Source organism: Paenibacillus sp. J31R98 (genome assembly GCF_056269245.1).
This window is the reverse complement of record NZ_JBWDNO010000001.1, coordinates 912,948-933,283: the sequence shown is the minus strand read 5'-3', so window position 1 is coordinate 933,283 and position 20,336 is coordinate 912,948. Positions and strand designations below refer to the sequence as shown.

Annotated in this window: 18 protein-coding genes; 2 read left to right on the top strand and 16 right to left on the bottom strand. The window is 51.5% G+C overall.

The window, feature by feature from the left end; genetic code table 11:
• Positions 1–82: 82 nt before the first annotated feature.
• The 9 genes from AC0YNX_RS04230 to AC0YNX_RS04190 form a co-directional block, all read right to left on the bottom strand.
• Positions 83–4,060 (bottom strand): AAA family ATPase, encoded by a 3,978-nt coding sequence (locus AC0YNX_RS04230; protein WP_475814387.1) that lies wholly within the window; start codon positions 4,058–4,060, stop codon positions 83–85.
• Between the two features lie 201 nt (positions 4,061–4,261).
• Positions 4,262–5,485, bottom strand: coding sequence for a Bcr/CflA family multidrug efflux MFS transporter (locus tag AC0YNX_RS04225; protein ID WP_475814386.1), 1,224 nt, complete (start codon positions 5,483–5,485; stop codon positions 4,262–4,264).
• Positions 5,486–5,588: 103 nt separating this feature from the next.
• Positions 5,589–6,170, bottom strand: a complete 582-nt coding sequence (locus AC0YNX_RS04220; protein WP_475814385.1) for a 2-phosphoglycerate kinase — start codon at positions 6,168–6,170, stop codon at positions 5,589–5,591.
• A 94-nt stretch (positions 6,171–6,264) separates the two neighbouring features.
• A complete protein-coding gene (locus tag AC0YNX_RS04215) occupies positions 6,265–7,170 on the bottom strand; it encodes an aldo/keto reductase (protein WP_475814384.1) in 906 nt (301 codons plus the stop codon).
• Between the two features lie 235 nt (positions 7,171–7,405).
• Positions 7,406–7,744, bottom strand: a complete 339-nt coding sequence (locus AC0YNX_RS04210; protein ID WP_475814383.1) for a hypothetical protein — start codon at positions 7,742–7,744, stop codon at positions 7,406–7,408.
• Positions 7,745–7,858: 114 nt separating this feature from the next.
• Positions 7,859–8,578: a DNA-primase RepB domain-containing protein gene (locus tag AC0YNX_RS04205; protein ID WP_475814382.1), complete on the bottom strand. Its 720-nt coding sequence runs from the start codon at positions 8,576–8,578 to the stop codon at positions 7,859–7,861.
• Between the two features lie 305 nt (positions 8,579–8,883).
• Positions 8,884–9,972: a threonine aldolase family protein gene (locus AC0YNX_RS04200; RefSeq protein WP_475814381.1), complete on the bottom strand. Its 1,089-nt coding sequence runs from the start codon at positions 9,970–9,972 to the stop codon at positions 8,884–8,886.
• 21 nt (positions 9,973–9,993) lie between these two features.
• Positions 9,994–10,422 (bottom strand): PH domain-containing protein, encoded by a 429-nt coding sequence (locus tag AC0YNX_RS04195; RefSeq protein ID WP_475814380.1) that lies wholly within the window; start codon positions 10,420–10,422, stop codon positions 9,994–9,996.
• A gap of 89 nt (positions 10,423–10,511) precedes the next feature.
• Positions 10,512–10,802, bottom strand: coding sequence for a magnetosome magnetite crystal formation protein family (locus tag AC0YNX_RS04190; RefSeq protein WP_475814379.1), 291 nt, complete (start codon positions 10,800–10,802; stop codon positions 10,512–10,514).
• Between the two features lie 162 nt (positions 10,803–10,964).
• Between AC0YNX_RS04190 and AC0YNX_RS04185 the strand changes: the two genes are divergently transcribed.
• Both AC0YNX_RS04185 and AC0YNX_RS04180 read left to right on the top strand, forming a co-directional pair.
• On the top strand, positions 10,965–11,255 hold the full coding sequence (locus AC0YNX_RS04185; protein WP_475814378.1) for a hypothetical protein: 291 nt from the start codon (positions 10,965–10,967) through the stop codon (positions 11,253–11,255).
• 195 nt (positions 11,256–11,450) lie between these two features.
• On the top strand, positions 11,451–12,026 hold the full coding sequence (locus AC0YNX_RS04180) for a GyrI-like domain-containing protein (protein ID WP_475814377.1): 576 nt from the start codon (positions 11,451–11,453) through the stop codon (positions 12,024–12,026).
• A gap of 71 nt (positions 12,027–12,097) precedes the next feature.
• On the opposite strand, the gene AC0YNX_RS04175 is transcribed toward AC0YNX_RS04180, so the two are convergent.
• The 7 genes from AC0YNX_RS04175 to AC0YNX_RS04145 all read right to left on the bottom strand — a co-directional run bounded on the left by AC0YNX_RS04175 (position 12,098) and on the right by AC0YNX_RS04145 (position 20,283).
• Positions 12,098–12,880 (bottom strand): DeoR/GlpR family DNA-binding transcription regulator, encoded by a 783-nt coding sequence (locus tag AC0YNX_RS04175; RefSeq protein ID WP_475814376.1) that lies wholly within the window; start codon positions 12,878–12,880, stop codon positions 12,098–12,100.
• 56 nt (positions 12,881–12,936) lie between these two features.
• Positions 12,937–14,301: a (R)-1-hydroxy-2-aminoethylphosphonate ammonia-lyase gene (pbfA, locus tag AC0YNX_RS04170; protein ID WP_475814375.1), complete on the bottom strand. Its 1,365-nt coding sequence runs from the start codon at positions 14,299–14,301 to the stop codon at positions 12,937–12,939.
• Positions 14,302–14,335: 34 nt separating this feature from the next.
• On the bottom strand, positions 14,336–15,472 hold the full coding sequence (locus tag AC0YNX_RS04165) for an ABC transporter ATP-binding protein (protein ID WP_475814374.1): 1,137 nt from the start codon (positions 15,470–15,472) through the stop codon (positions 14,336–14,338).
• The gene (locus AC0YNX_RS04160) at positions 15,469–16,299 is read right to left on the bottom strand and encodes a carbohydrate ABC transporter permease (RefSeq protein WP_475814373.1); all 831 of its coding nucleotides are present in this window, start codon (positions 16,297–16,299) and stop codon (positions 15,469–15,471) included. The genes AC0YNX_RS04165 and AC0YNX_RS04160 overlap by 4 nt, the downstream gene beginning before the upstream one ends.
• Before the next feature lie 6 nt (positions 16,300–16,305).
• Entirely contained in the window at positions 16,306–17,280 is a 975-nt protein-coding gene (locus AC0YNX_RS04155) for a carbohydrate ABC transporter permease (RefSeq protein WP_475814372.1), read from the bottom strand.
• A gap of 104 nt (positions 17,281–17,384) precedes the next feature.
• Complete coding sequence (locus AC0YNX_RS04150; protein ID WP_475814371.1) at positions 17,385–18,782, bottom strand: extracellular solute-binding protein; 1,398 nt, start codon at positions 18,780–18,782, stop codon at positions 17,385–17,387.
• A 142-nt stretch (positions 18,783–18,924) separates the two neighbouring features.
• Positions 18,925–20,283 (bottom strand): aspartate aminotransferase family protein, encoded by a 1,359-nt coding sequence (locus AC0YNX_RS04145; protein ID WP_475814370.1) that lies wholly within the window; start codon positions 20,281–20,283, stop codon positions 18,925–18,927.
• Positions 20,284–20,336: the final 53 nt, after the last annotated feature.

The following is a 20,336-nucleotide window of genomic DNA, read 5'->3' as shown; positions in this document are numbered from 1 at the left end:
TATATCTTTGGGCAGAAAGGCTCATTAAAGATAGAAAAACCGCGAACAACGTCACTATATTGACGTCGTTCGCGGCTATGGCTCACGGCTTTCTATTATTACTATCATCCTGCAAAAGCTTCATTCGCTTGCCTTCCAGTACCGCTTTGGCACGCCGGTTGACATTCATCTTGCTGAATATCCGGTTCGTGTGCTGCTTGACCGTACCGATCGCGATATGCAACTGCTGTGCGATTTCTTGATTGGACAAGCCGAGCGACATCAGCTGCAGCACTTCCAGTTCCCGGCTCGTGAGCGGATCGATCAGATGATCATCCCCTGCGACATCCGCGACGGATTGCTGTTCAAGCTCGCGGTCCGATTCCTCAGCAGTAGCAGTGAGCCGCGCAGCTGCATAGTCCTCCTGTGGGAACAGCTTGAGCAGGAACACCGTCTGCGTGCCGAGCATACGCAGCATCTCGAGTCGTTCCGTCTTGAACACGCCTGGGCGCTTGTTGTTCTCGAGATATAACACGGCAGCGAGCTGATTCTGCACGTACAGCGGCAAACAGAGCAACGATTGCACCTTGCAGCTCATCACATACGGATCGCGTTCGAACCGTCCTTCGGCGGATGCATGCCCGATTAGCACGGCGTCGCCTGTATTCGCCGCATAACGTACGGCTGGCAAACAAATTTCGTCATACTGCTCGGCCTTCACGCGCTTACGCTGCGCCTCTTTGCCTTGCTCCATCGTTAATTCAACGACCAGCCGTTTGCCATGTTCCATGACGAAGCAACCTCGCTGTGCGTCAGCGAACTCCATTAGCGTGCTCGCCAAATGCGCGATCAACTGCCGCTGGTCGGTCTCGACTGCCAGCGATTGAAAGGCCTGCTGCACGATGGACACATCCTGGACATCGCGAATGACGGAAGCGGCCTCCGAAGCCGCCGCGACGACGGACTTATCAGTCGGTTCGTCAATCTCAGGCACGTGCAAGGACAGCTCCTTATAATAATCGGCATAGCGCTCTCTGACGCGGTCGGCTTTATGCTCGGCCCCCCATTGCCTGTAAAGGGAATGTGCTTCTATTAGATAGCCTTTAGCGGCCATTTCTCTACCCTGCGCGATACACCATTGCCCCGCGCATTCGCATGCAATCGCGGCATGATGGAGATAACCGCTGCGCTTCGCGTCCGAGATCGCTTCTTCGTACAGCTGTCCAGCCTTGAGCTGCCGGCCGCGGACGCGTGCATATTCCGCCTCGAGCAAAAGAGACTTGTGACGGATATGCTCGGGGCATTTGCTCGCTGAGCGGCGAAGCCGATTCAGGCAATCCTCCAGTGATTTGGATTCGTGCTTCTCCAAGGTTGTCCACCGCGAGAGAAGCTCCAGGCCGTGATACAGCTCGTACTCGGAACGATGCAAGTAATGCGTCGAATCCTCCGCGTGGCGGCCTGCGATTTCGGCCCCGCGCCGCGCGAGCTCGTGCCGTTCGAGCAGCCAGCCCTCTTGCAGCAAGCACAGCCCATATTGGAACAAGAGGTTCGACTCCATGCCAGATATTGCGATTTGGCGCAACAGCTCTTCGTCATCCATGTGCTGCGCTGCCTCGCGCGATGTACCCTTCAACGAATCAACCCAGCGTGCAATTACCGTTATGTAAGGAAGTAAATAGTCATTCTGAGTTTCGGTCAGCATTTTCCGGTATTCCGGCAGTATAGCTTCCAGTTGGTCCAGCTTGCCGATCATATGCAAGTTGATGAGAAGCATAATCACGGAATGTCCGGTAAAGAACAAGTCCCCTGCCTCCATGCCGTAATCAATCGACTTCCTGAAGCTGGCGTCCAGATCCTTATACTCGTCCTCCATGATGAAGAACATAACGCCCATCGTGAGGTGCGCTCTGCACAGAATAGAGGGCTGGTTACAGTCATCAGCGATTTGCATTCCTTTTAAGAGGGACGCTCGCGCAAGCAACAAATCGCCGAAAGTCTGGTTCAGCACGCCGCCGAAGCTCCCGAATACCGCCGCCGCATGCGGGAAATTCCCGTATTTGAGCGATAACCGGATGGTTCTGAATGTAAGCAAGCGGAACAAAGGTCGGTTGCATATGAAGGCCGCACCGGACAGATGCGTCAGCACCTGCAGCGCAAGCGTAATGACGGGATCCGACACCGACTCATTGGCGTCCATCGTGCCGATTGAGCGGCGTAGTTGCTCCTTGGTAATGAGGAGCTCCGCGAACCGTCTACCTTTGGAAGCGCTGGAGGACACCCGAATGCCCAGCTCCTTCAGGCAGGACAGGCCGAGCTCGATACCTTCTGCCATTCGCTCCGTATGCAGCAGCCGCTTGATCTCGATCTGCTGCACGCGCATTCGTTCATAAGCGGTCCGGGCTCTGCCAAGCAGATCGTGAAACGTATCGTACGTCGACGGCTTCCATCCGAGCATGTACTCGCATTCCAACAGGTCTACATACAAGTTGAAGCAGAAGTCAAATTCTCGCTCCCACTCTTCATCCGTGATATGCTCGGCTGCCGCACGGTAATAAAGCGCCGCGACTTCGTAAGCTGTCGCAGCCGTTGCCTTCCTCCCAGCCTTGACGTTCGCTTGGACGAGCTGCTCAATATCCTGTCTGTGATGAGCGAGGCGATTACCTTTGTTCAGATGGCCCGCTGCTTCGAATAAATGCCGTTCGCGAACAGACGCATCGGGATGCTGCAGCCAATACTGTCCGGCGTGCCAGTGAATACGCTCGCTCGTCTCTGCGTCCAACAATGCGTTAGCCGCCTCCAATAGTCGGTCATGCACGAACCGTATCCGTCCATCGCTTTGCGCGCCGGTATCTTCAGCCATCAGGCTTGCATTATGTCCTGCATAAGCAATAATTTGGCGATACATTGCCGGCTGCAGGACAGCCAATGTTCGTTCCTTTGTTTCGCCTCGCCACGATGCCAGAAGCGTAAGCGGAATCTCTGACCCCAGGCAGGAAGCCTCCAGAAGCGCTTGCCGAGTATCATGCGGCAGCCGGTTAATACTGTCGGTGATGTAATCAAGCAACAAGTCGGAACGACCTGAGCTTCCGCTCTGATCAGCTTCCTGCCAATTCCATACCCATTGACCGCTTCCTTCATCGTAGCGCAGCGTTCTTTCCTCCAGACTGCGATGCAGCCAACGCCGGAGCAAGAACGGGTTGCCGGCTGATTTCTGAAACAGCGTGTGTACGATGTCCTCGACGATCCCTTGGTCCGCGTTCAGCGTATCCCCTACAATTCGCGCCAGCTCATCTTCACCAAGCGGGCGAAGCGGAAGCGACTGCACAGCCACCCCCGATACAGCGATTGCCTCTAGTTCCTCCTCGATCCGAGTCACCGGCAAGGCGCCATGAGTACGATGCGCGCCGATGAACAGCAGGCTCTGGCTTTGCGGATCGGTCATGAACGAGCGAATCATACGCCACGAAGCATGGTCTGCCCATTGCAGATCATCCATGAACAGCACAAGTGGATGCATCTGATGGCAGAACACTTGAATGAAGCGGCGAAACACGAACTGGAACCGTTCCATCGACTCTTCAAGCGGCAGTTGTTCCACTTGCGTCTGCTCACCGATGATCCGTTTCATCTCAGGAATAACTTCCGTAATGACCGAAGCGTTAGAGCCGAGTGCTTGCGTGATCGCTTCCCGCCACTGGGCCAAGCTCTGCTTGTCTTCATTCAACAGCTGCTCCGTTAGTTCTCGGAAAGCTGCAATAAGAGGCGACATCGGCGTATCTTGCTGCAGAGGCTCGAACTTACCCGCGATCAAATACGCTTGTCCGAGCGCGATAAGGCGCGTCGCCTCCTGAACCAGCGCGGTCTTCCCGATACCTGAAGGACCCGATACGCAGATCATCTGTGTAGATCCTAGTGTCGTCCAGTGGAATGCATCTCGAATCAACGCCACTTCCTGTTCTCTTCCGTACAACCGTTCGGGCAAGCGGTATCCGAACTCGTCCAGGCCGCCTGGAACCGCAAAATCCACTTGAACTTCCCGCTCCTGTCCCTGTATCGCTACCAATTGTTGAATGTCAGCCACCTCCTATCGTACTTGGTGATATCCGTCCCTAGGAATCGCGAATGCTAGTCTTCGGTTCCTTCCGCTCTACGGATAAAAATACCTATCTTGTTCATGATATCATCTTTCATTTGTACGGGATATTGCAATATTCGACAAAATTCAACTAAAAAACCGCTCCACTATTCAGTGGAACGGTTCGTCGGTTCGCGGTTCAACAATCTATGAATTCGCCGCTGCTTGAATCGAAGATCGGCTTGCCTTCTTCTTACCCAGCATGAAGTACGCTAACATTGCAGCAATGCTCGTGGAGAGAATAATGACCCCGAGCGGAACAGCCGTGTCTTCACCGGCAATCCCGACAAGTGGGGATACGACGGCTCCGAGCAAGAATGGAATGACCCCGAGCAGAGCAGCTGCGCTGCCTGCCATATGCTTCTGGCTTTCCATGGCAAGCGGGAATGCCGCCGTTGATGTGATGCCGATTGCCGCAACGAAGCAGAATAGCGGAATGACAAGCGTGTATAGCGGTCCATGTGCGACGGCTACGATGATGACAGCGACGCTTGCCAAACAAGCAAGCAGCAAGCCGAAGAGCAGGAAGGTATGCTCAGATACCCGATGAGCCATTCGACCAACGAGCTGAGAGCCAATCATAAGGCTAATACCGTTCAAACCGAACAAAATAGCGAATACGGTCGGTGAAGCTCCGTATATATTTTGATAGATGAAAGGCGTTCCAGAGACATAAGCGAATACCCCAGCGATCATGATCCCCTGTGCCAGCATATAGCCGACAAACTGGCGATCACGCAAGAGCGTTCCGTAGTTTCCCAGCTGTTGCATGAGATTGCTTGGACCTCGATTTTCAACTGGTAGCGTCTCCTGAAGTCTCCATTTAGTTATTGTCAGCAGATAGCATCCAAGCACCGCGAGTGCGACAAACACGCCTTTCCAGCTCGTGAACGATAGAACCCCGCTTCCGGTAACCGGCGCTACGAGCGGCCCCAAATTACCTACAAGCAGAAGCATGGAGAAAAACTTCGTGAGCTCGTGACCGCTGTACAGATCGCGTGCGATCGCGCGGGAAATGACGATGCCTGCCGAAGCAGCGAAGCCCTGGATGAAGCGGAACGTGATCAATAAAGCAATATTGGGCGAAATGGCACATGCTACCGATGCAATGGCATATACAGCCATGGAGATAAGCAGCGGATTGCGTCTGCCATGAGCGTCACTGAGCGAGCCCATAACGAGCTGCCCGATGCCGAGGCCGAGCAAGCAAGCGGTTAGGCTAATCTGTACAAGCGAAGCCGACGTATCAAATTGCTTCACAATCTCTGGAAACGCCGGCAAGTACATATCAATAGTAAAAGGGCCGAGTGTTGAAAATAAACCGAGCAGCAAAGCCAGTTTGAACACATTCAGACTGTTCTGTTTCGTCATCTTTAAATAATCTCCTATTCCATATCCAAAGCCTTGATATTATAAATGAATCTTCTAATAATAAACGATTGCTTTGTTAAAATAAATGATAAAACTTTGACAGTTACCGATTCAAAATCTGTTCCTTACGAGTCGCGATATACTCATAAACGTTGGTTATTTCATCTTCATAAGAGCGATCAATCTCGAAGAATCTCTCCCCCGTCGCGGCGCAGCCACGCCGAAACACGTCATTTTCTTGGAGATACTGTTCAATTGTAAGATCGGATGTATCTTCTGGCGTCAACTCGCCACGGTCCTCAATAATGTTTCTGTACTTCAAGATCTTCCCCTCGTAGTTTTCCATAATATATCTGTCCGAGAAGCCAAGAAATACAGCAATGATGTTGTCCGAGTATGATTGCTCCAACTCTTGCAGATAGTGCGGCAGAATATAGCATCCTTCGATGATAAGGCTCTGCTTATTCTCAATCGCCGTCATAATAATCCCTTTAACGATAGGCCACAATCGATCGCCAATGTATGCATTGCTATCCATTGGCGTGAAATCACACTCGGCACTGCCCCGATAGATCCCCATTTTTAGATGGTCGATGGAGTAGTAAGGGATTTTGTAGGTTTCGAGCAAGTTTTGAGCCATATAGGTCTTGCCCATTTGACTGTTGCCGCTAATCAGAATAATCATTGCATGCCCCCTTTAGTAATCTCACATCGGATAAAGAATAGGCACAATCACTTGGATTGTGCCATTGTGATGATTCGATCGGTTCGAATTACATTCAGGCTCTTGGACCTTGGCCCGCTGCTTGCAGGCGACGCTTCGCTTCTTCGTAGATCTCTGCAGCGAGCGCACCTTTCTCGGCAATTCGTATATTCTCGGCAAGATGCTCCGGATTCTTCGTTCCAACGATGGTCGTGGACAGATTGGGATGGCTGAGCGTGTACCGCAGTATGAATCCAGTCCGGCTCTCGCCTTCTTCCAGCAGCTCATCCAGCTCCGCCTTCTCCCAAACCGCCCAGCGGTCCTCATTGCCAAGTCCCGCACCAGGTTCGCCGCGCCCTACGCCACCGCGAATGATCGTACCAGCACCGGCATTCGCTGCATCCGAAATGATATTCTCATGATCTCTCTCGAGCGCGGAGTAAGGAATTTGGAAGCTGTCGTACACACCGGATTGAATGTAGCTTGTGATGTGCGGCAGTGTTGAGGAAATGCCGATCCAGCGCACTTTGCCTGAAGCCTGAATCTCCCGAAGCGCATCGACCAAGCTGCCTTCTTCGGTCTGCTCTACGGTTGGATTGTGCAGCTGCAATAAGTCAATGTAGTCCGTATTCATTCGGCGCAAGCTTGTCTCGATGTTGTGCAGCAAATTATCCCTTGTCCACACATGAGGCGTCTCATCGTGATCACCGCAATTGACGACTGTACAGCCGCATTTGGTTGCTAGAATATATTCACTGCGGCGTTTGCTGATGAAACGGCCGATGTACTCCTCGCTTAATCCGTAATCATAAGCGGTATCAATGAAGTTAATCCCCGTATCCAGCACGGCGTTTAAGATGCGATCAGCCTCGGCATCCGTAACCGTTCGACCGCCCCAGATACGCGGACCGCGAATTTCCATTGCGCCAAATCCCAGCTTCGTGACTTCGAGCCCTGTTCTACCTAGTACTGCTTTTTCCATTCTAATTCCTCCTCAAATAAGAAAATGGAAATGCAAACATACGTAAATATCAACCTATACGCCTCAGCCATGTTCTATTATAACAATAGCCTCTCTCTAGCATAAGAAGTGAAAAAATGATTACTCAGTAACCTTAAAGTAACCATGCATGCGCACACGAAAAAAAAGAGACTGGTATATACCAGCCTCCCTCTGTATGACCCGCCAGTTCTTCGTTCGAAATTGGTCTGCTTCTCTATAATAATGGCGAATGTGAAGTATGAATCTCATGCGCATAATCCTCAAGCACTTCTTTGGCCTTCTCGAGATCATCTTTGTGGACCTGCAGGTCTATTGGCGCATAATTAAAGGATGATTGCATCGTGCTGACTGCAATGCCGGACGCCGGCTGACCGTCCTTCTCGCGGATACGTGAACGGATACCCCGTCCGTGTAAATAAGCATGCTTATTCTGTAAATCATCTGCTTGACTGCCTGGTGCGGTCAGGAGTGTTCTCCAGCGGCTTGAGCGTAACAGAACTGTAGCGAGAATCAAGAACACAGCGACGCCGACAACAATTAGAGTTGCATTCATCGTGATTCACCTCTTCGTTCTGGGGAGCTTTCCCCGTTTCCCTTACCTTAACCGTCGCCATATCGTCGTGAAACAGCTGTCCAAGCCCAAATTTGGTATCCGAGGAAGAGATGCTCATAAAGTTAGGGTTAAGCGCCTGATGAGCTCGGCCTGCGTAAAGGGCCGCTTTCTTCCCCAGCGCTTGACGCGGACGAGATATGGGCTTGCCGGGTTCTTCCGGTGGTAGAAGCCGGGAACGCGCATGACGCGGCCGAGATCCGTAATCGAAGGATCAGAATTGAATTTGCGAGCGAGCGCCTTCTGAATACTCACGAATCGCCCGAGCGCTCCAGCTCGGATGGCCCAATAGACGTGATAGCCGTTCTTGGTCTCAACAATTAGCGAATTGCGAAGACTCTTCCGGTGCTTAACGAGAAATCTCCGCTTCAACTGCCGCACTCTTCGCCTGCTGCGCAAAGCGAGCAATCGGTATCGCCCTTGACTAGTAGGTGTCACGGTAACGGATATGACTCTCTCCACGCGATCTGCTTGCAGCTCCTGCATTCGCCGCTCTGCTTCTTCGATTGTTGGATAGAGCTCGGAGATCTTATTGAGATCGACGTCAATGAAATGCGCGCGAACTCCTTGAAAGTCACCGCGTGCCTTCTCCCGGTAGTTGATGGTCATGAACACCGCGTAGCCGGCTTTATTCTTGCGCAGCACCGGTACGGGCTGATTGGCATAGGTCAGCAGCTTAATCCGTGACAAGCGGTACTCCAGCTGCTTCATTGGCTTATGCAGCGTCATCGCCCGCTTCTTGCTAATCGAAGTCGGCTGAACCGCCTTGCGTGCCATTGTGTCGTGGACGAGCGTGAAATGCAAGGTTTGACTTCTCTTGCAGCCAAGCTTCTTTATGAAAGACCGGAATTGACGGGAACGCAAACGCATGCTGAGGGCATGCAAGGTCACACGCTGCTCCAAGGAATCACATCCTTCTATCTTCGCTCAGTCACAATCATTTTCTCCTAACCATACTTATTCTGCCGAGCTTCAGGACGTGTGGTCACTCAGCGGTGTCGTGATGCAACGAAGATAAAAAAAATGGCTGTCGAGACGAGCTCGACAACCACTTTAAACCATTCCCTTATATACAACGACCGCTACAGCTCAGCCAATCGCGTATTCAACAGCTCCAGCGCCTCACGGACTTTGCCCTTCGGCAGAGCCAGATAACGGTCGCCAAGGCTAACCTCATAGTAACTGTTGCCCTCGTCGACTTCACGAATATAACGTGTCAGTCCGACTCCGGTCTCCGCATAGATCGCCTTGAACAATTGCTCCAGCTTCTCCTTCGGCACGGCCGCATGAACATGGAACATGTTCGACACCGGCACCTGCGGTCTTGTCTCGAAATGCCGGCAGCGGTTATACAGCTCCGCAAGCTCGATCGCAGCATGGTAGTATTGGTCCATCTTCGGCAGACGCTGCTCGAAATAGTAGTCACTGCTGATGATGTACGGATACAAGCTGATCAGATCGCCGCCATGACGTCTTTTCCAAACTTTCGACTCCGCTGTAAACGACTCCTCACCTGCGAGAATCGCGCCAGCAATGCCGCCGATACCTTTATAGAACGAGACGTAGACGCTATCGAACAGCTGGCAGACTTCCGCTGCTGTCTTCTTGTAGTATGGCAGCACTTCGAACAGTCTCGCTCCGTCCAGATGAAGCTTAATTCCGCGCTCACGGCAGTAAGCCGAGATCGCCTCGAGCTCGCTGAAAGGCAGCAAGGTGCCTCCGATTTCACGCTGCGGAAGCTCTAGCAGGATGCAAGAAACCTTCTCATCCATCTGCTTAATGTCCTCGAGTCCAATCGTTCTGCTCTTATCGGCCAGAAGCACCGGCTCCAGATGATGCAGCTCTCGAATGCCGTTCTGTTCATGAATCTCCAGGTGGCATAGCGGATGATAGGCGATCTTCTTATTGCCCGCTCCATCGCTCCAGATGCGAAGCGCGATCTGCTGCGCCATGGTGCCGCTCGGGAAGAATACCGCCGACGGTTTGCCTAGGTGCTCGGCGAGCTTCGATTGGAAATTTTCAATGATCGCGCCATTCCCGTAAATATCGCTGTCTTGTTCCCCATCAACCGACTGGAACGCCTCCAAGAGCTGATTTACATTCCATCTGCTGTTGCCCGTAACTGGGTATGGTGCTGAATTAAACGCATCTAGCAAAGTAGGTTCTGTCATAATCGTGCTGCAATCTCCTTATTAACCGTTTAAACGTTTGTGATTTTGGTGCGCAAGCGTCAGGAAATTCACGTAGATCGGCTGCAGATTAAACTTCTTGCCGAATTCGAACTTATAGCTGGCAACCTGCAAGTTGTTGGTTTTGTAATAGGGCGAAGTGATGTAATGAATCGTCAATTCGCTATCGTCGAAGCCTGTTCCCCCGGTTTCCATCGTCACATCCACAATGGAATCGAGATGAATCGAGGCAATTCTCGTCTTCTTCCCTGTTACTCCTTGATGGTCAATGAAGATTAGACGCTCATCCGTAATGATAAACGAGTCCCGGACAAGTTTAAAGCCCATCTGGATTTTCTCATTCGGCATTAAGTACATGCCATATTGGTTCCCTAATTCTTGTACCGAGACCTCTGAATAATTGCCAAACAATCCGCCTAATAGGTTTGCCATGCCCTTGTCCTCCTATGCGTTCCTCATTATATGATACTCTTCGCTAGTATTCGTCATCTTACATCCTTTTCCTCTACATTCATTCACGATTACCTGCTGAGCACGCGAATCCCCATCACGACGTTCCAGATTACAACCGCGAAGCCGAGCAGCGCAGACACTAAGCCTACAAACAAGATCGTCCCAACATGGCCTGAGAAAATCACCACGAAGAACAGCGGCAGCGCAATTAGAGGGATAAGATGAGATAGCAGCGCACGCTTGGCATGCCTCTTCACTTCATAATCATTCGTTACGAAATAAATCACAACCGGTACGATGAAGCCCGCAAAGAAAATACTGAAATAACATAATGCCGAAATGATTCTGTTTGCTTCCATTCCCTGCTCCCACCTCTTCAAGTGATTTGAAAGCTTATACGACGCCTGCCTATCCAAAGTTTCTCTTTCCAGCATTTAGGATTTTGTCCAGTACCCCTTCGGACGATCCTACATATGATAACGTATGCATTAACACTCTTCCTCAGGGGGAGGTGATTCTTAGTGACATTTGCACTAACGGATTGGATGATGTACTCCATGTGGGTTGTTCTTGGCATGATGGGTCTGAACTTCTTGCTCGGCCTCTACAAGGGACTGATGGCAGGCAGCATGACAAGCGACATGTTCACCATGTATCTCAAAGACATGATGTACTATGTGCTCCCATTGTTCTTGATGGCAAACATGGACGCTTCCTTCGACACTTCCGGCTGGATCATGTTGACCGCGTATTATGTTGGCGCATTCGGAGTTGTGTTCAAGTATTTCATGGATCTCAAAAACAAACTGTAAACGGATACGCGAACACCTAAAACGCTCGCTAACACGATCCCATGCTTTTGAAGCAAGCTGCCGATGTACCGACAGCTTGTTTTTTTTAATGCTTAGGCTAATATATAATGAAAGCTGTCAAAAAAATAATACATAATAGGATGATGACGCCTGAGTAAGAAGGTAGATTACAAGAAAGACTTTAAGCCGCTCTATGTGCCTAAACCAAATCCTGAAATTGTGGACGTGCCGAGGATGCCATTCTTTATCGTTAGCGGATCGGGAAACCCGAATGGTGAGGAATTCGCCAAAGCAACAGAAGCTCTGTACAGCTTGAGTTATGCGGTGAAGATGTCATATAGAAGCAAAGAAGTACCCGCCGGATATTATGAATATACGGTTTTCCCGCTTGAGGGAATATGGGACTTGATTGATTACTCCAAGCCTTCAACAGACAAGGACAACTTCAAGTACACGCTCATGATTCGCCAGCCTGACTTCTTGACCGCCCAAGGGTTCGCGCGGTTTCTGGAGCAGACGAAGCTGAAGAAATCGAATCCGTTCCTTGATCACGTTCGCTTTGAATCTGTACAGGAAGGTTTGACTTGTCAAATGATGCATATCGGCAGCTTTGACGATGAACCTGCAAGCTTCGCGCGTATGGAAGCCTACTGTGCGGAACAAGGCTATATGAGGTCCAGCAAGACTCATCATGAAATCTATTTATCAGATCCGCGCAAGACGGAAACCTCCAAGTTAAAGACCGTGCTTAGATTCCATGTCCATACTTAATCGTCCAAATGAAAAAGCTCTCTGCGTCCGAACAACTTGAACACAGGGAGCTCTATTCGTAATAACGATATTTATTTCGGGTGAATCCACGATATGCCTAAATCTTGCAGCCCCTGCCGCCAGCCGCTAGGCGGAGCCATGTTCGAGACGACATACCCGATATCGTCAAGCTCGGCGATCTTCGCGACTGTGCGTTTGCCAATCTTGGACTCGTCCGCTAGCGCGATTACCGTCTCTGCACTACGGATGAGCTTGCGTGTGAACAGCGCACGATCATAATCATAACTCGTGAGGCCGTTCTCCAGCGATACGCCATCGACGGAAATGAACGACTTGTTTACATAGAAGTCCTCCATGATTTTCTCAGCGATCGGTCCGGAGACGCGTTGATGCTTCGGGTTCACTTCACCGCCGATAAAGATGATTTTGCCGTCATAAGAGCCTCTATTGTGATAGTCGATCAGAAGCGTCAGCGTTGGAATCGAGCAGACGAAGATCGTCAGATTCCGCTTGCCCTCTAGGCAATGGAGCATCTGCATCGCAGTGCTGCCCTCGTCGATGACGATGACGTCATTGTCATCGATCAAACTTGCAGCTAGCGCGCCGATAATCCGTTTCTCCTCGGCATGAATGATCTCTCGCTCAGAATAAGCGAGCTCGATATCCGCTCTATGCTTAACGGCTCCGCCGTACACTTTCTTCAACTTATTGTCCTTCTCCAGCTCATCGAGATCGCGCCTTATCGTCTCCGTTGACACTTCGAAATGGCGGGACAGCTCGCTTACATTCACTTTGCCATGCTCACTCAACATAGCGATAATGCTTCTCTTCCGTTCCTCACCTGCAAGGGACAAGCGTGTACCCCCCTGTTCATTCTATGCTAACCATAATTATAGCAAAGTATGGCTGCCTAGTAATAGTGTCCTTCTTCGATTTGCGCAATGCCATACTCGATTTGCTCTAGTGCCCAGCGCATCTGCGCCTCTGTGATCATCAGAGAAGGACGAAGCGTAATGACGTTGCTCTCGATGATCTTGAATGCAACGCCGCGCTCCATCGCCATGTACATGACTGCTTCAGCTTCTTGCACAGCTTTCTCCTTCGTCGTCTGATCCTTCACGAGCTCAATCCCGATATGAAGACCGACTCCGCCGATATGACCGACAATCCTTCTGCGGCTCCGCATCTCTTCGAGCCATTCGAGCGCGAAGCGGCCCACTCGATCTGCCTGCTCCACCAACCGATGGCGCTCAATCGACTCGATCATTGCGAGCCCAGCAGCAGCACACAATCCGTTCTTCTCATGCGTGAAATGGCCGATGGAACGATGCGGCAGCACATTGTATTTCTCGTGCGTCAAGATGCCGGCGAAGGGCAGTACCCCGCCGCCTAGCGACTTACCAAGAACGAGAACATCCGGCGTGACACTGTGCTCACATGCGAACATGCGGCCAGTCCGCCCGAATCCTTCGATGATCTCATCGAAGATGAGCAGCGCGCCATGCTTGTGGCATAGCTCCTTCACGCGTTCCCAGAACCGGTTGCTCGGCACGATTGGCGTCGCAGAGATAGGCTCACCGATGACGCAAGCGATATCGCCTTCCTTCTCGAATAGCAGCTCCATCTGGCGGATAATTTCGTTATCTATCGCTTCCGGAGACGATAAGCCCCACGGATTGCGGTAATAGTTCGGGAATTCCACATGAAGCGCGCCTGGCATCAGCGGCCCATTGCCAGCTTTGAACAGATGTTCTCCGCCGACGCTTGACGCTTGAAATCCGTTGCCATGGTACGAATCCCAGAACGAAATGGTCTTCCATTTGCCAGTTACCTGCTTCGCCAACATAATCGCCATCTCGATGGCTTCGGAGCCGCCCGGCGCGAATAGGACGCGGTCCAGCCCCTCCGGCGAGATCTCGACAAGCTTCTTCGCCAGCGCGACCGCATGTTCATTCGTATAGCGACGAGGCGTGAAGGTGTTCTTCTCCCGCAGCGCAGAGATAACCGCTTCAATGACCTCATCGTTGTTGAAGCCTGCATTGTGCACGCCGTTGCCGTGCATGTCGATATAAGGACGACCTTCCATATCGTATATATGAATACCCTCCGCCTTCGAGAGCACATTCAATACAGGCGTAGACAAGCTCTGGTGCAGGAAGTACTTGTTGTCTTCTTCGAAGACCTCTCTCGCTCTCTCTGACAGATTGCGCGACCAATATTTGCTGCGCGAATCCGTCAGATTGATGTCGCCTTGTTCACGGCTTAGTTCAGCCATCCTCATTCAACCTCCCCAACCTTAACCTATGCTGCTAGCGGTATTGCATCAAATTAGATCCGTTATTCGTCTCATCGAATAGATGGAACTTGTCCCCGCGCATACGCATATAGACGGTATCACCGCTGCTCACCGTGGTCTCATTGTCTGTCAGCAGACGGATCATCCCATCGAGACGGTGCTCAGGGTCGATAATCTTAACCAGCTTGCCGCTGCCGAGATGCTCAATCAAATCCACTCGCATCGGAATTGCCTCTGGATCGGAGGCGCTAGATAACGAGATATCATGTGGACGAATGCCGAAGTGCACCGACTTGCCGATATGCTCAGCCGACAGCTGACGTGCCGCCGGAATCTTATAGGTGAAGCCTTTGGTCACGATGGACTGCACGCCATTCAGCTCCTGCACTGTGCCCGAGATCAAATTCATCGGCGGATTGCCAAGGAAGCTCGCGACGAATAAGTTGATCGGCTGGCTGAACAGCTCATGCGGCGGCGCGTACTGCTGAATCTTGCCGCCATTCAATATCGCTACGCGGTCCGAGATCGCGAGCGCCTCCTCTTGGTCATGCGTCACGATGATCGTCGTTACGCCGAGCTCGCGCTGCAGCTTGCGGATCTCATCGCGCACATCCAGCTTCAGCCTCGCATCAAGGTTCGACATCGGCTCATCGAGGAGCAAGATCTCCGGATTCTTCGCCAGCGCGCGCGCCATCGCCACCCGCTGCTGCTGCCCGCCGGACAGTTGCGCCGGCTTGCGGTCGAGCAAATGGTCGATCTGCACGATACGGCTGATCTCCTTCGCCCGATCGTAGGCTTGCGGCTTGGGCATCTTGCGCTCCCGCAGCGGGAAAGCGATATTGTCACGTACGTTCAGATGCGGGTATAGCGCATAGGATTGGAACACCATGCCGATATTGCGGTCCTTCGGCTCGACATGATTGACCAGGCGCTCGCCGAAGTAGATTTCGCCAGAAGTCGGCTTCAACAGTCCTGCCAGCATCATCAGCGTCGTGGTCTTGCCGCAGCCGGATGGGCCGAGCAGTGCCACGAACTCGCCTTTGTTAATCTCGAGGTCGAGTCCGTCTACGGCATTGCCGCCGCTATCGATGCCGTTCCCGCTGCCGCGTTTGGTATCATAGGCTTTCACAATATTTTTCAGCGTTATCATACTTGTTTCGCGCCTCCCATGTTGACCTTCATAAACAGCTTCTGCGTGAAGATATAGAACACAATGACCGGAAGCGTATAGAACAGGCCGATCGCGGTAATGAGACCATAATTGATGATCTGGTTCTCTTTCGTAACGAGCTTCGACAGGTAGCCTGCCAGTGTCATCATGTCGTCATTGAAGATGAGCAGCTTGAACAGGAACCATTCGCCATAAGCGCCGAGGAATGCGAATACGGAGATTGCCCCGATACCTGAGAGCACATACGGAACGAGCACCTTCTTGAATGCGCCGTAGCGCGTCGTGCCATCCACCATTGCCGCCCATTCGATATCCCATGGCACTTCATCGAAGAAGCCTTTCATAATGTACACGCGGCCTGGAAGCGAGCCGGTAATTGCGACGAGAATAACGCCAAGATACGTATTGACGAGATCCATCTGAACGAGGATGAAGAATGTCGCAATGATAAGCGTAATGCCGGGAAAAGCACGCATCAGGAACAGAAACTTCATAGCGGCGCGCTTTCCTTTGAAGTCGAGCCTTGAGAATGCATATGCGGTCGGCACAGAGATACCGACTTCAATGACTACGATAAGAAGCGAATACATAAGTGTATTAAGCACGATCGGCCAGATCATCGGCAGCTGCACGCCGGCGTATTCGACCGGCTCCTTGAAGAACGCGAAGTTCTCCAGCGAGAACTCATGTGTCGTAAAATTCGTCGTCGCCGCAAGGAAATACCAGACGATCATCGCGATGATCGGCAGCGTAAACAGCGTCATATACGTTTGGACGAGCGCTTTCTTAAGCGTACTGGTTGACACGTTGTTTCACTCCTCAATCCGGGACGGTTTAATAAGCTGGTCGAAATCAAACAGGCGAATAAGCAGCATCGTCAGCACGAACGAGATGAACACAACAATCATCGAAATCGCCGCGCCATAGCCGTAATACTTCAGGTTGAACGCTTGCTGGAACGCATATAGCGACAGCGTTGTCGTATCTCGCATCGGGCCGCCCTGCGTCAAGAGCATAATGAAGAAGTAAGACGATACGAAGCCGATCAGATCGGAAATTGTGATGTACATAAGCGGCCATCTGAGCGTCGGCAGAATGATTTTGAATATGACAGACTTCTCGCTTGCTCCGTCTACTCGCGCTGCCTTATACAGATCTTCCGGTATTGAATTGATCGCGGCCGAGAGCAGAATCATGCCGCCGGAGATGGTCGAGACGATCGTCGCCAGAATGATAATCGCCATCGCGCCCTTCGTGAACCAGGACACCGGCTCCGAGATGACGCCCATCCCGGCCAGAACACGGTTGAGAAATCCGCCATCGGTCGGATCGAACACGTATTTCCAGAACGTAACGTAGACGACAGACGGAATGATGCTCGGAATGAGCCAGAGCACGCGGTAGATGACCGCAGACACTTTACCTTTGAGAAAATATTGCGTTGCGATTGAGATAACCAGCGCAAACAGCATCGAAATGACCAGCGACAATATCGCGAATACCGCCGTATGGGTCAGAATTTGCGGAAGATTATAGTCCATGAAGATTCGCTTAAAGTTCGTGAGGCCGATAAAGTGCGGCTTCATCGAAGCGTTCAGATCGGTAAATGACATACCAATCGTCGCTACGGCAGGCAAAATGAAGAATACGAGAACAAGCACAGAGAACGGTGCAATGAACAGATACGGATAGATGATTTTGCGCAGCGGTTTCTTATAGGGAATTGCTTGCGCTGCATTCGAATACGCATTCGGCTTCACGGCTGTAGCAGCTTCCAATTGACTCATGGGCGAATGTACACCTGCTTCCTTCGCGTTAAAAAATCAAGAGGCGCTGGGCTCGGATGATTCCATGTCCTGTCGCGCCTCTTCTAAACCTGATTAACTATTCGTTATTTCTCGATTTCAACACGGTCTGCCGGTACGTTCTGCTGAACTTCCTTCTTGAAGTAGTCGAACGCGTCGTCAGCGGACTTGCCTTTTGTCAGAATCGCATCAACGCCAAGCGTGTAGCCTTTGACGAATGTTGCATAGTCTGGAAGCGCCGGGCGAGTCTTCGTGAAATCGACAAGATAAGCGTGATCCTTATAGAACGACATTTCTTTGAAACGCGGATCTTCTTGCGCTTCGGGCGTTACAGGCAGCTTGCCGCTTGCGATTGTGTGGTTGATCTGCAGATCCGGGTCAAGCACATGCTCGATCAAGCGCTCAACATAAGGCATCTTGGCATCGTCAACTGTCGGTCCGACGAAGATCATGGCCGGGTTGCTGTACGAAACCGGCTTGCCGCCTTTCTCAGCCGAAGGAACCGGAATCCAGATCACGTTATCGTTAAACCATTTGTCAAAGCCTTTGATGTCATCCTTCATGCCGTTTGATTCACGCATCATGGAATAGAACTCGGTACGGGCGAACTCTGCGAAGATCTCGCCTTTCACGAACATCGGAGCTGCCTTGTCGGTATCGAGATCGCCAATACCTTCAGAGATAACGCCGCGCTTCACCGCATCGGACCAGAAGCTGTATACGTCCTTCGCTTTGTTCGACAGCACCAGCTTGTTGGAAGCAGCATCGTAGTTGTAAACGCCAAACGCGTAATTCCAGCCTTCGAAGCGAGTGTCTTCAACTGCAAAGCCGACTTTAACGAGGTTCTTCTTCTTCGCTTCGTCTGCAAGGTTCACGAGCTCTTCGAATGTGAATTCGCCCTTGTCTACCTTCGCTTTCAAACCATCGATCTGATCCTTCGTCCAGCCAATGCCTTCAAGCGCCTTGCGGCTAATGAAGACTGGGGAAGCATCCATATCTTGAATCGCGCCATAGTAATGGCCGTCATATTTCATAATGTTCGTGTAGGATTCCGGCACGTTCTTGAAGGTAGCCGAATCCTTCAGCCAGTCGATGTCACGGATAAGGCCAGCATCGCGCTCCCAGCCGATATCCACGCTGGAGTTCATGAAGACGTCCGCCACTTTGCCTGCTTGCGCTTGCAGAATAAGCTCGTCATCGTCAATGCCCGGCCACCAGTCGATCTTGACCGATGTGTTCTCGGACTTCAATTCCTCATTAAGCCGCTTCTGAGCTTCGAGGAAATTGTCCTTACGCGCGCCCCAAGTATTCTCGCGAACAGAGATCGTAATCACTTTAGGCTCTTTACTGTTTCCTGAGGCATTCGCTGAATTCGCGGCATTCGTACCGCTCGCAGCAGAATCCGTGTTGTTATGAGCACCGCACCCCGCTAGCAATCCCGCACCGATAACCATTGTTAACGCTGTACTTGCAAGCTTCTTCATTCCAGTAGTTCCTCCTAGTTTCCCTCTCTATTTCGAGGTGTTTTGTTCTCTACAAACTTAGTATAGGCTCGACTTGTAAAAGGAGGATTAAATCAACGTTAATGTTTTGTGTTGTTGTTGTTTAATATTGTTTCATGTGATATCAACTCGAAAATACAGCTTCAATCGCTTCCTCAATCTGCTGAAGCGCCCATTCCAGTTGTTCTTTTGTTGTAATGAGAGGCGGAACAAGCGTTAACACATTGCCATTCGACACTTTGAAGCTGAGTCCGCGCTCCATGCAGATGTACATCACTTTCTCAGCGCCATCCACTGCTTTCGCTTTGGTCGTGCGGCTGGTCACCAGCTCAATCGCAGCAAGCATCCCCTTCACGCGTATGTCCCCGATCACTTCATGCTTCGCCATCATTGCGCCGAGCCTCTCCTTGAGGAACAGCTCCATCTGCTGCGCATGCTCAAGCAGCTTATGATCTTCGATGTATTCAATCGTCGCGAGCGCAGCCGCGCAGCCGACCGAGCTCTTCTCGTGCGTGTAATGGCCCAGCGAAATATCTTGCGCGACATCAAGCCCTTCGCGAACGATGATGCCTGCCATCGGGAAGACGCCGCCGCCGAAGCCTTTGCCGATCACGACGATATCTGGGATGATGCCATAATGCTCATGTACGAACATGGTGCCCGTTCTACCGAAGGCGGTTGGTATTTCATCCAGAATGAGCAGCACGCCGTAGCGGTCACACAATTCGCGAAGTCGCTTGAAATAGGCGATTGGAGGAATTTGAACATCTGTGCTGCGGATCGGCTCCAAGATAATAGCACCTACATCCGCTTCGCGCTCCAGCATAAATTCCAAGTAATCCAGACATTTCAGCCCGCATCCGCCGCAGTCGCCCATAATGCAGCGATAGGAATTGAAGGGCATCATATGCTCCGTGCCCGGCAGGAGCGGTCCGATATGGTTGCGGAACACTCCTTCTCCGCCAACCGATATCGCATCCAGGCTCGCACCGTGGAAGGAATCCCATGTTGATATTGTCTTGAATTTGCCTGTTGCTTTGCGTGCCAGCTTCAGTGCCATGCCGATTGCGCTCGTGCCGCCAGGCGTGAATAGCACCTTGTTCAAGTCACCGGGCGCAAGCTCCGCCAGCTTCTTCGCCAGCTTGATCGCCACCGGATTCGTGTAGCGGCGCGGCAGAAACGGCAGCTCTTCGAGCTGTTTCATAACGGCGTCCAGCACGTACCGGTTCTTATAGCCGACTTGGTGAACGCTGTTGCCGTGGAAATCCATATATTTGCGGCCATCTTGATCTTCCAGATAGATGCCTTCTGCATTCACAATCACGTTCAGGCATGGCGTCGACATCGATTGATGAAGGAAATAACGGCTGTCCTCCTCCAAGATGTCCATCGTTTCATCGCTTAGATGCTGATTCTGCCAGTGCTGGCGCTCTGGGGACAGATTAATATCCCCTTCTGTTCGCATGTACTCTTTCATTTCCATCTGTGCGGGCCTCCTATTGAAGTATCTATCCATTACAGGATGAAGCGCTGATC

Excerpts from the sequence above, each read along its gene's own strand:
- AC0YNX_RS04225 (WP_475814386.1), bottom strand. The coding sequence starts at position 5,485 with ATGACGAAACAGAACAGTCTGAATGTGTTCAAACTGGCTTTGCTGCTC.
- AC0YNX_RS04220 (WP_475814385.1), bottom strand. The coding sequence starts at position 6,170 with ATGATTATTCTGATTAGCGGCAACAGTCAAATGGGCAAGACCTATATG.
- AC0YNX_RS04215 (WP_475814384.1), bottom strand. The coding sequence starts at position 7,170 with ATGGAAAAAGCAGTACTAGGTAGAACAGGGCTCGAAGTCACGAAGCTG.
- AC0YNX_RS04210 (WP_475814383.1), bottom strand. The coding sequence starts at position 7,744 with ATGAATGCAACTCTAATTGTTGTCGGCGTCGCTGTGTTCTTGATTCTC.
- AC0YNX_RS04205 (WP_475814382.1), bottom strand. The coding sequence starts at position 8,578 with ATGGCACGCAAGGCGGTTCAGCCGACTTCGATTAGCAAGAAGCGGGCG.
- AC0YNX_RS04200 (WP_475814381.1), bottom strand. The coding sequence starts at position 9,972 with ATGACAGAACCTACTTTGCTAGATGCGTTTAATTCAGCACCATACCCA.
- AC0YNX_RS04195 (WP_475814380.1), bottom strand. The coding sequence starts at position 10,422 with ATGGCAAACCTATTAGGCGGATTGTTTGGCAATTATTCAGAGGTCTCG.
- AC0YNX_RS04190 (WP_475814379.1), bottom strand. The coding sequence starts at position 10,802 with ATGGAAGCAAACAGAATCATTTCGGCATTATGTTATTTCAGTATTTTC.
- pbfA (WP_475814375.1), bottom strand. The coding sequence starts at position 14,301 with ATGGCTGAACTAAGCCGTGAACAAGGCGACATCAATCTGACGGATTCG.
- AC0YNX_RS04165 (WP_475814374.1), bottom strand. The coding sequence starts at position 15,472 with ATGATAACGCTGAAAAATATTGTGAAAGCCTATGATACCAAACGCGGC.
- AC0YNX_RS04155 (WP_475814372.1), bottom strand. The coding sequence starts at position 17,280 with ATGAGTCAATTGGAAGCTGCTACAGCCGTGAAGCCGAATGCGTATTCG.
- AC0YNX_RS04150 (WP_475814371.1), bottom strand. The coding sequence starts at position 18,782 with ATGAAGAAGCTTGCAAGTACAGCGTTAACAATGGTTATCGGTGCGGGA.
- AC0YNX_RS04145 (WP_475814370.1), bottom strand. The coding sequence starts at position 20,283 with ATGGAAATGAAAGAGTACATGCGAACAGAAGGGGATATTAATCTGTCC.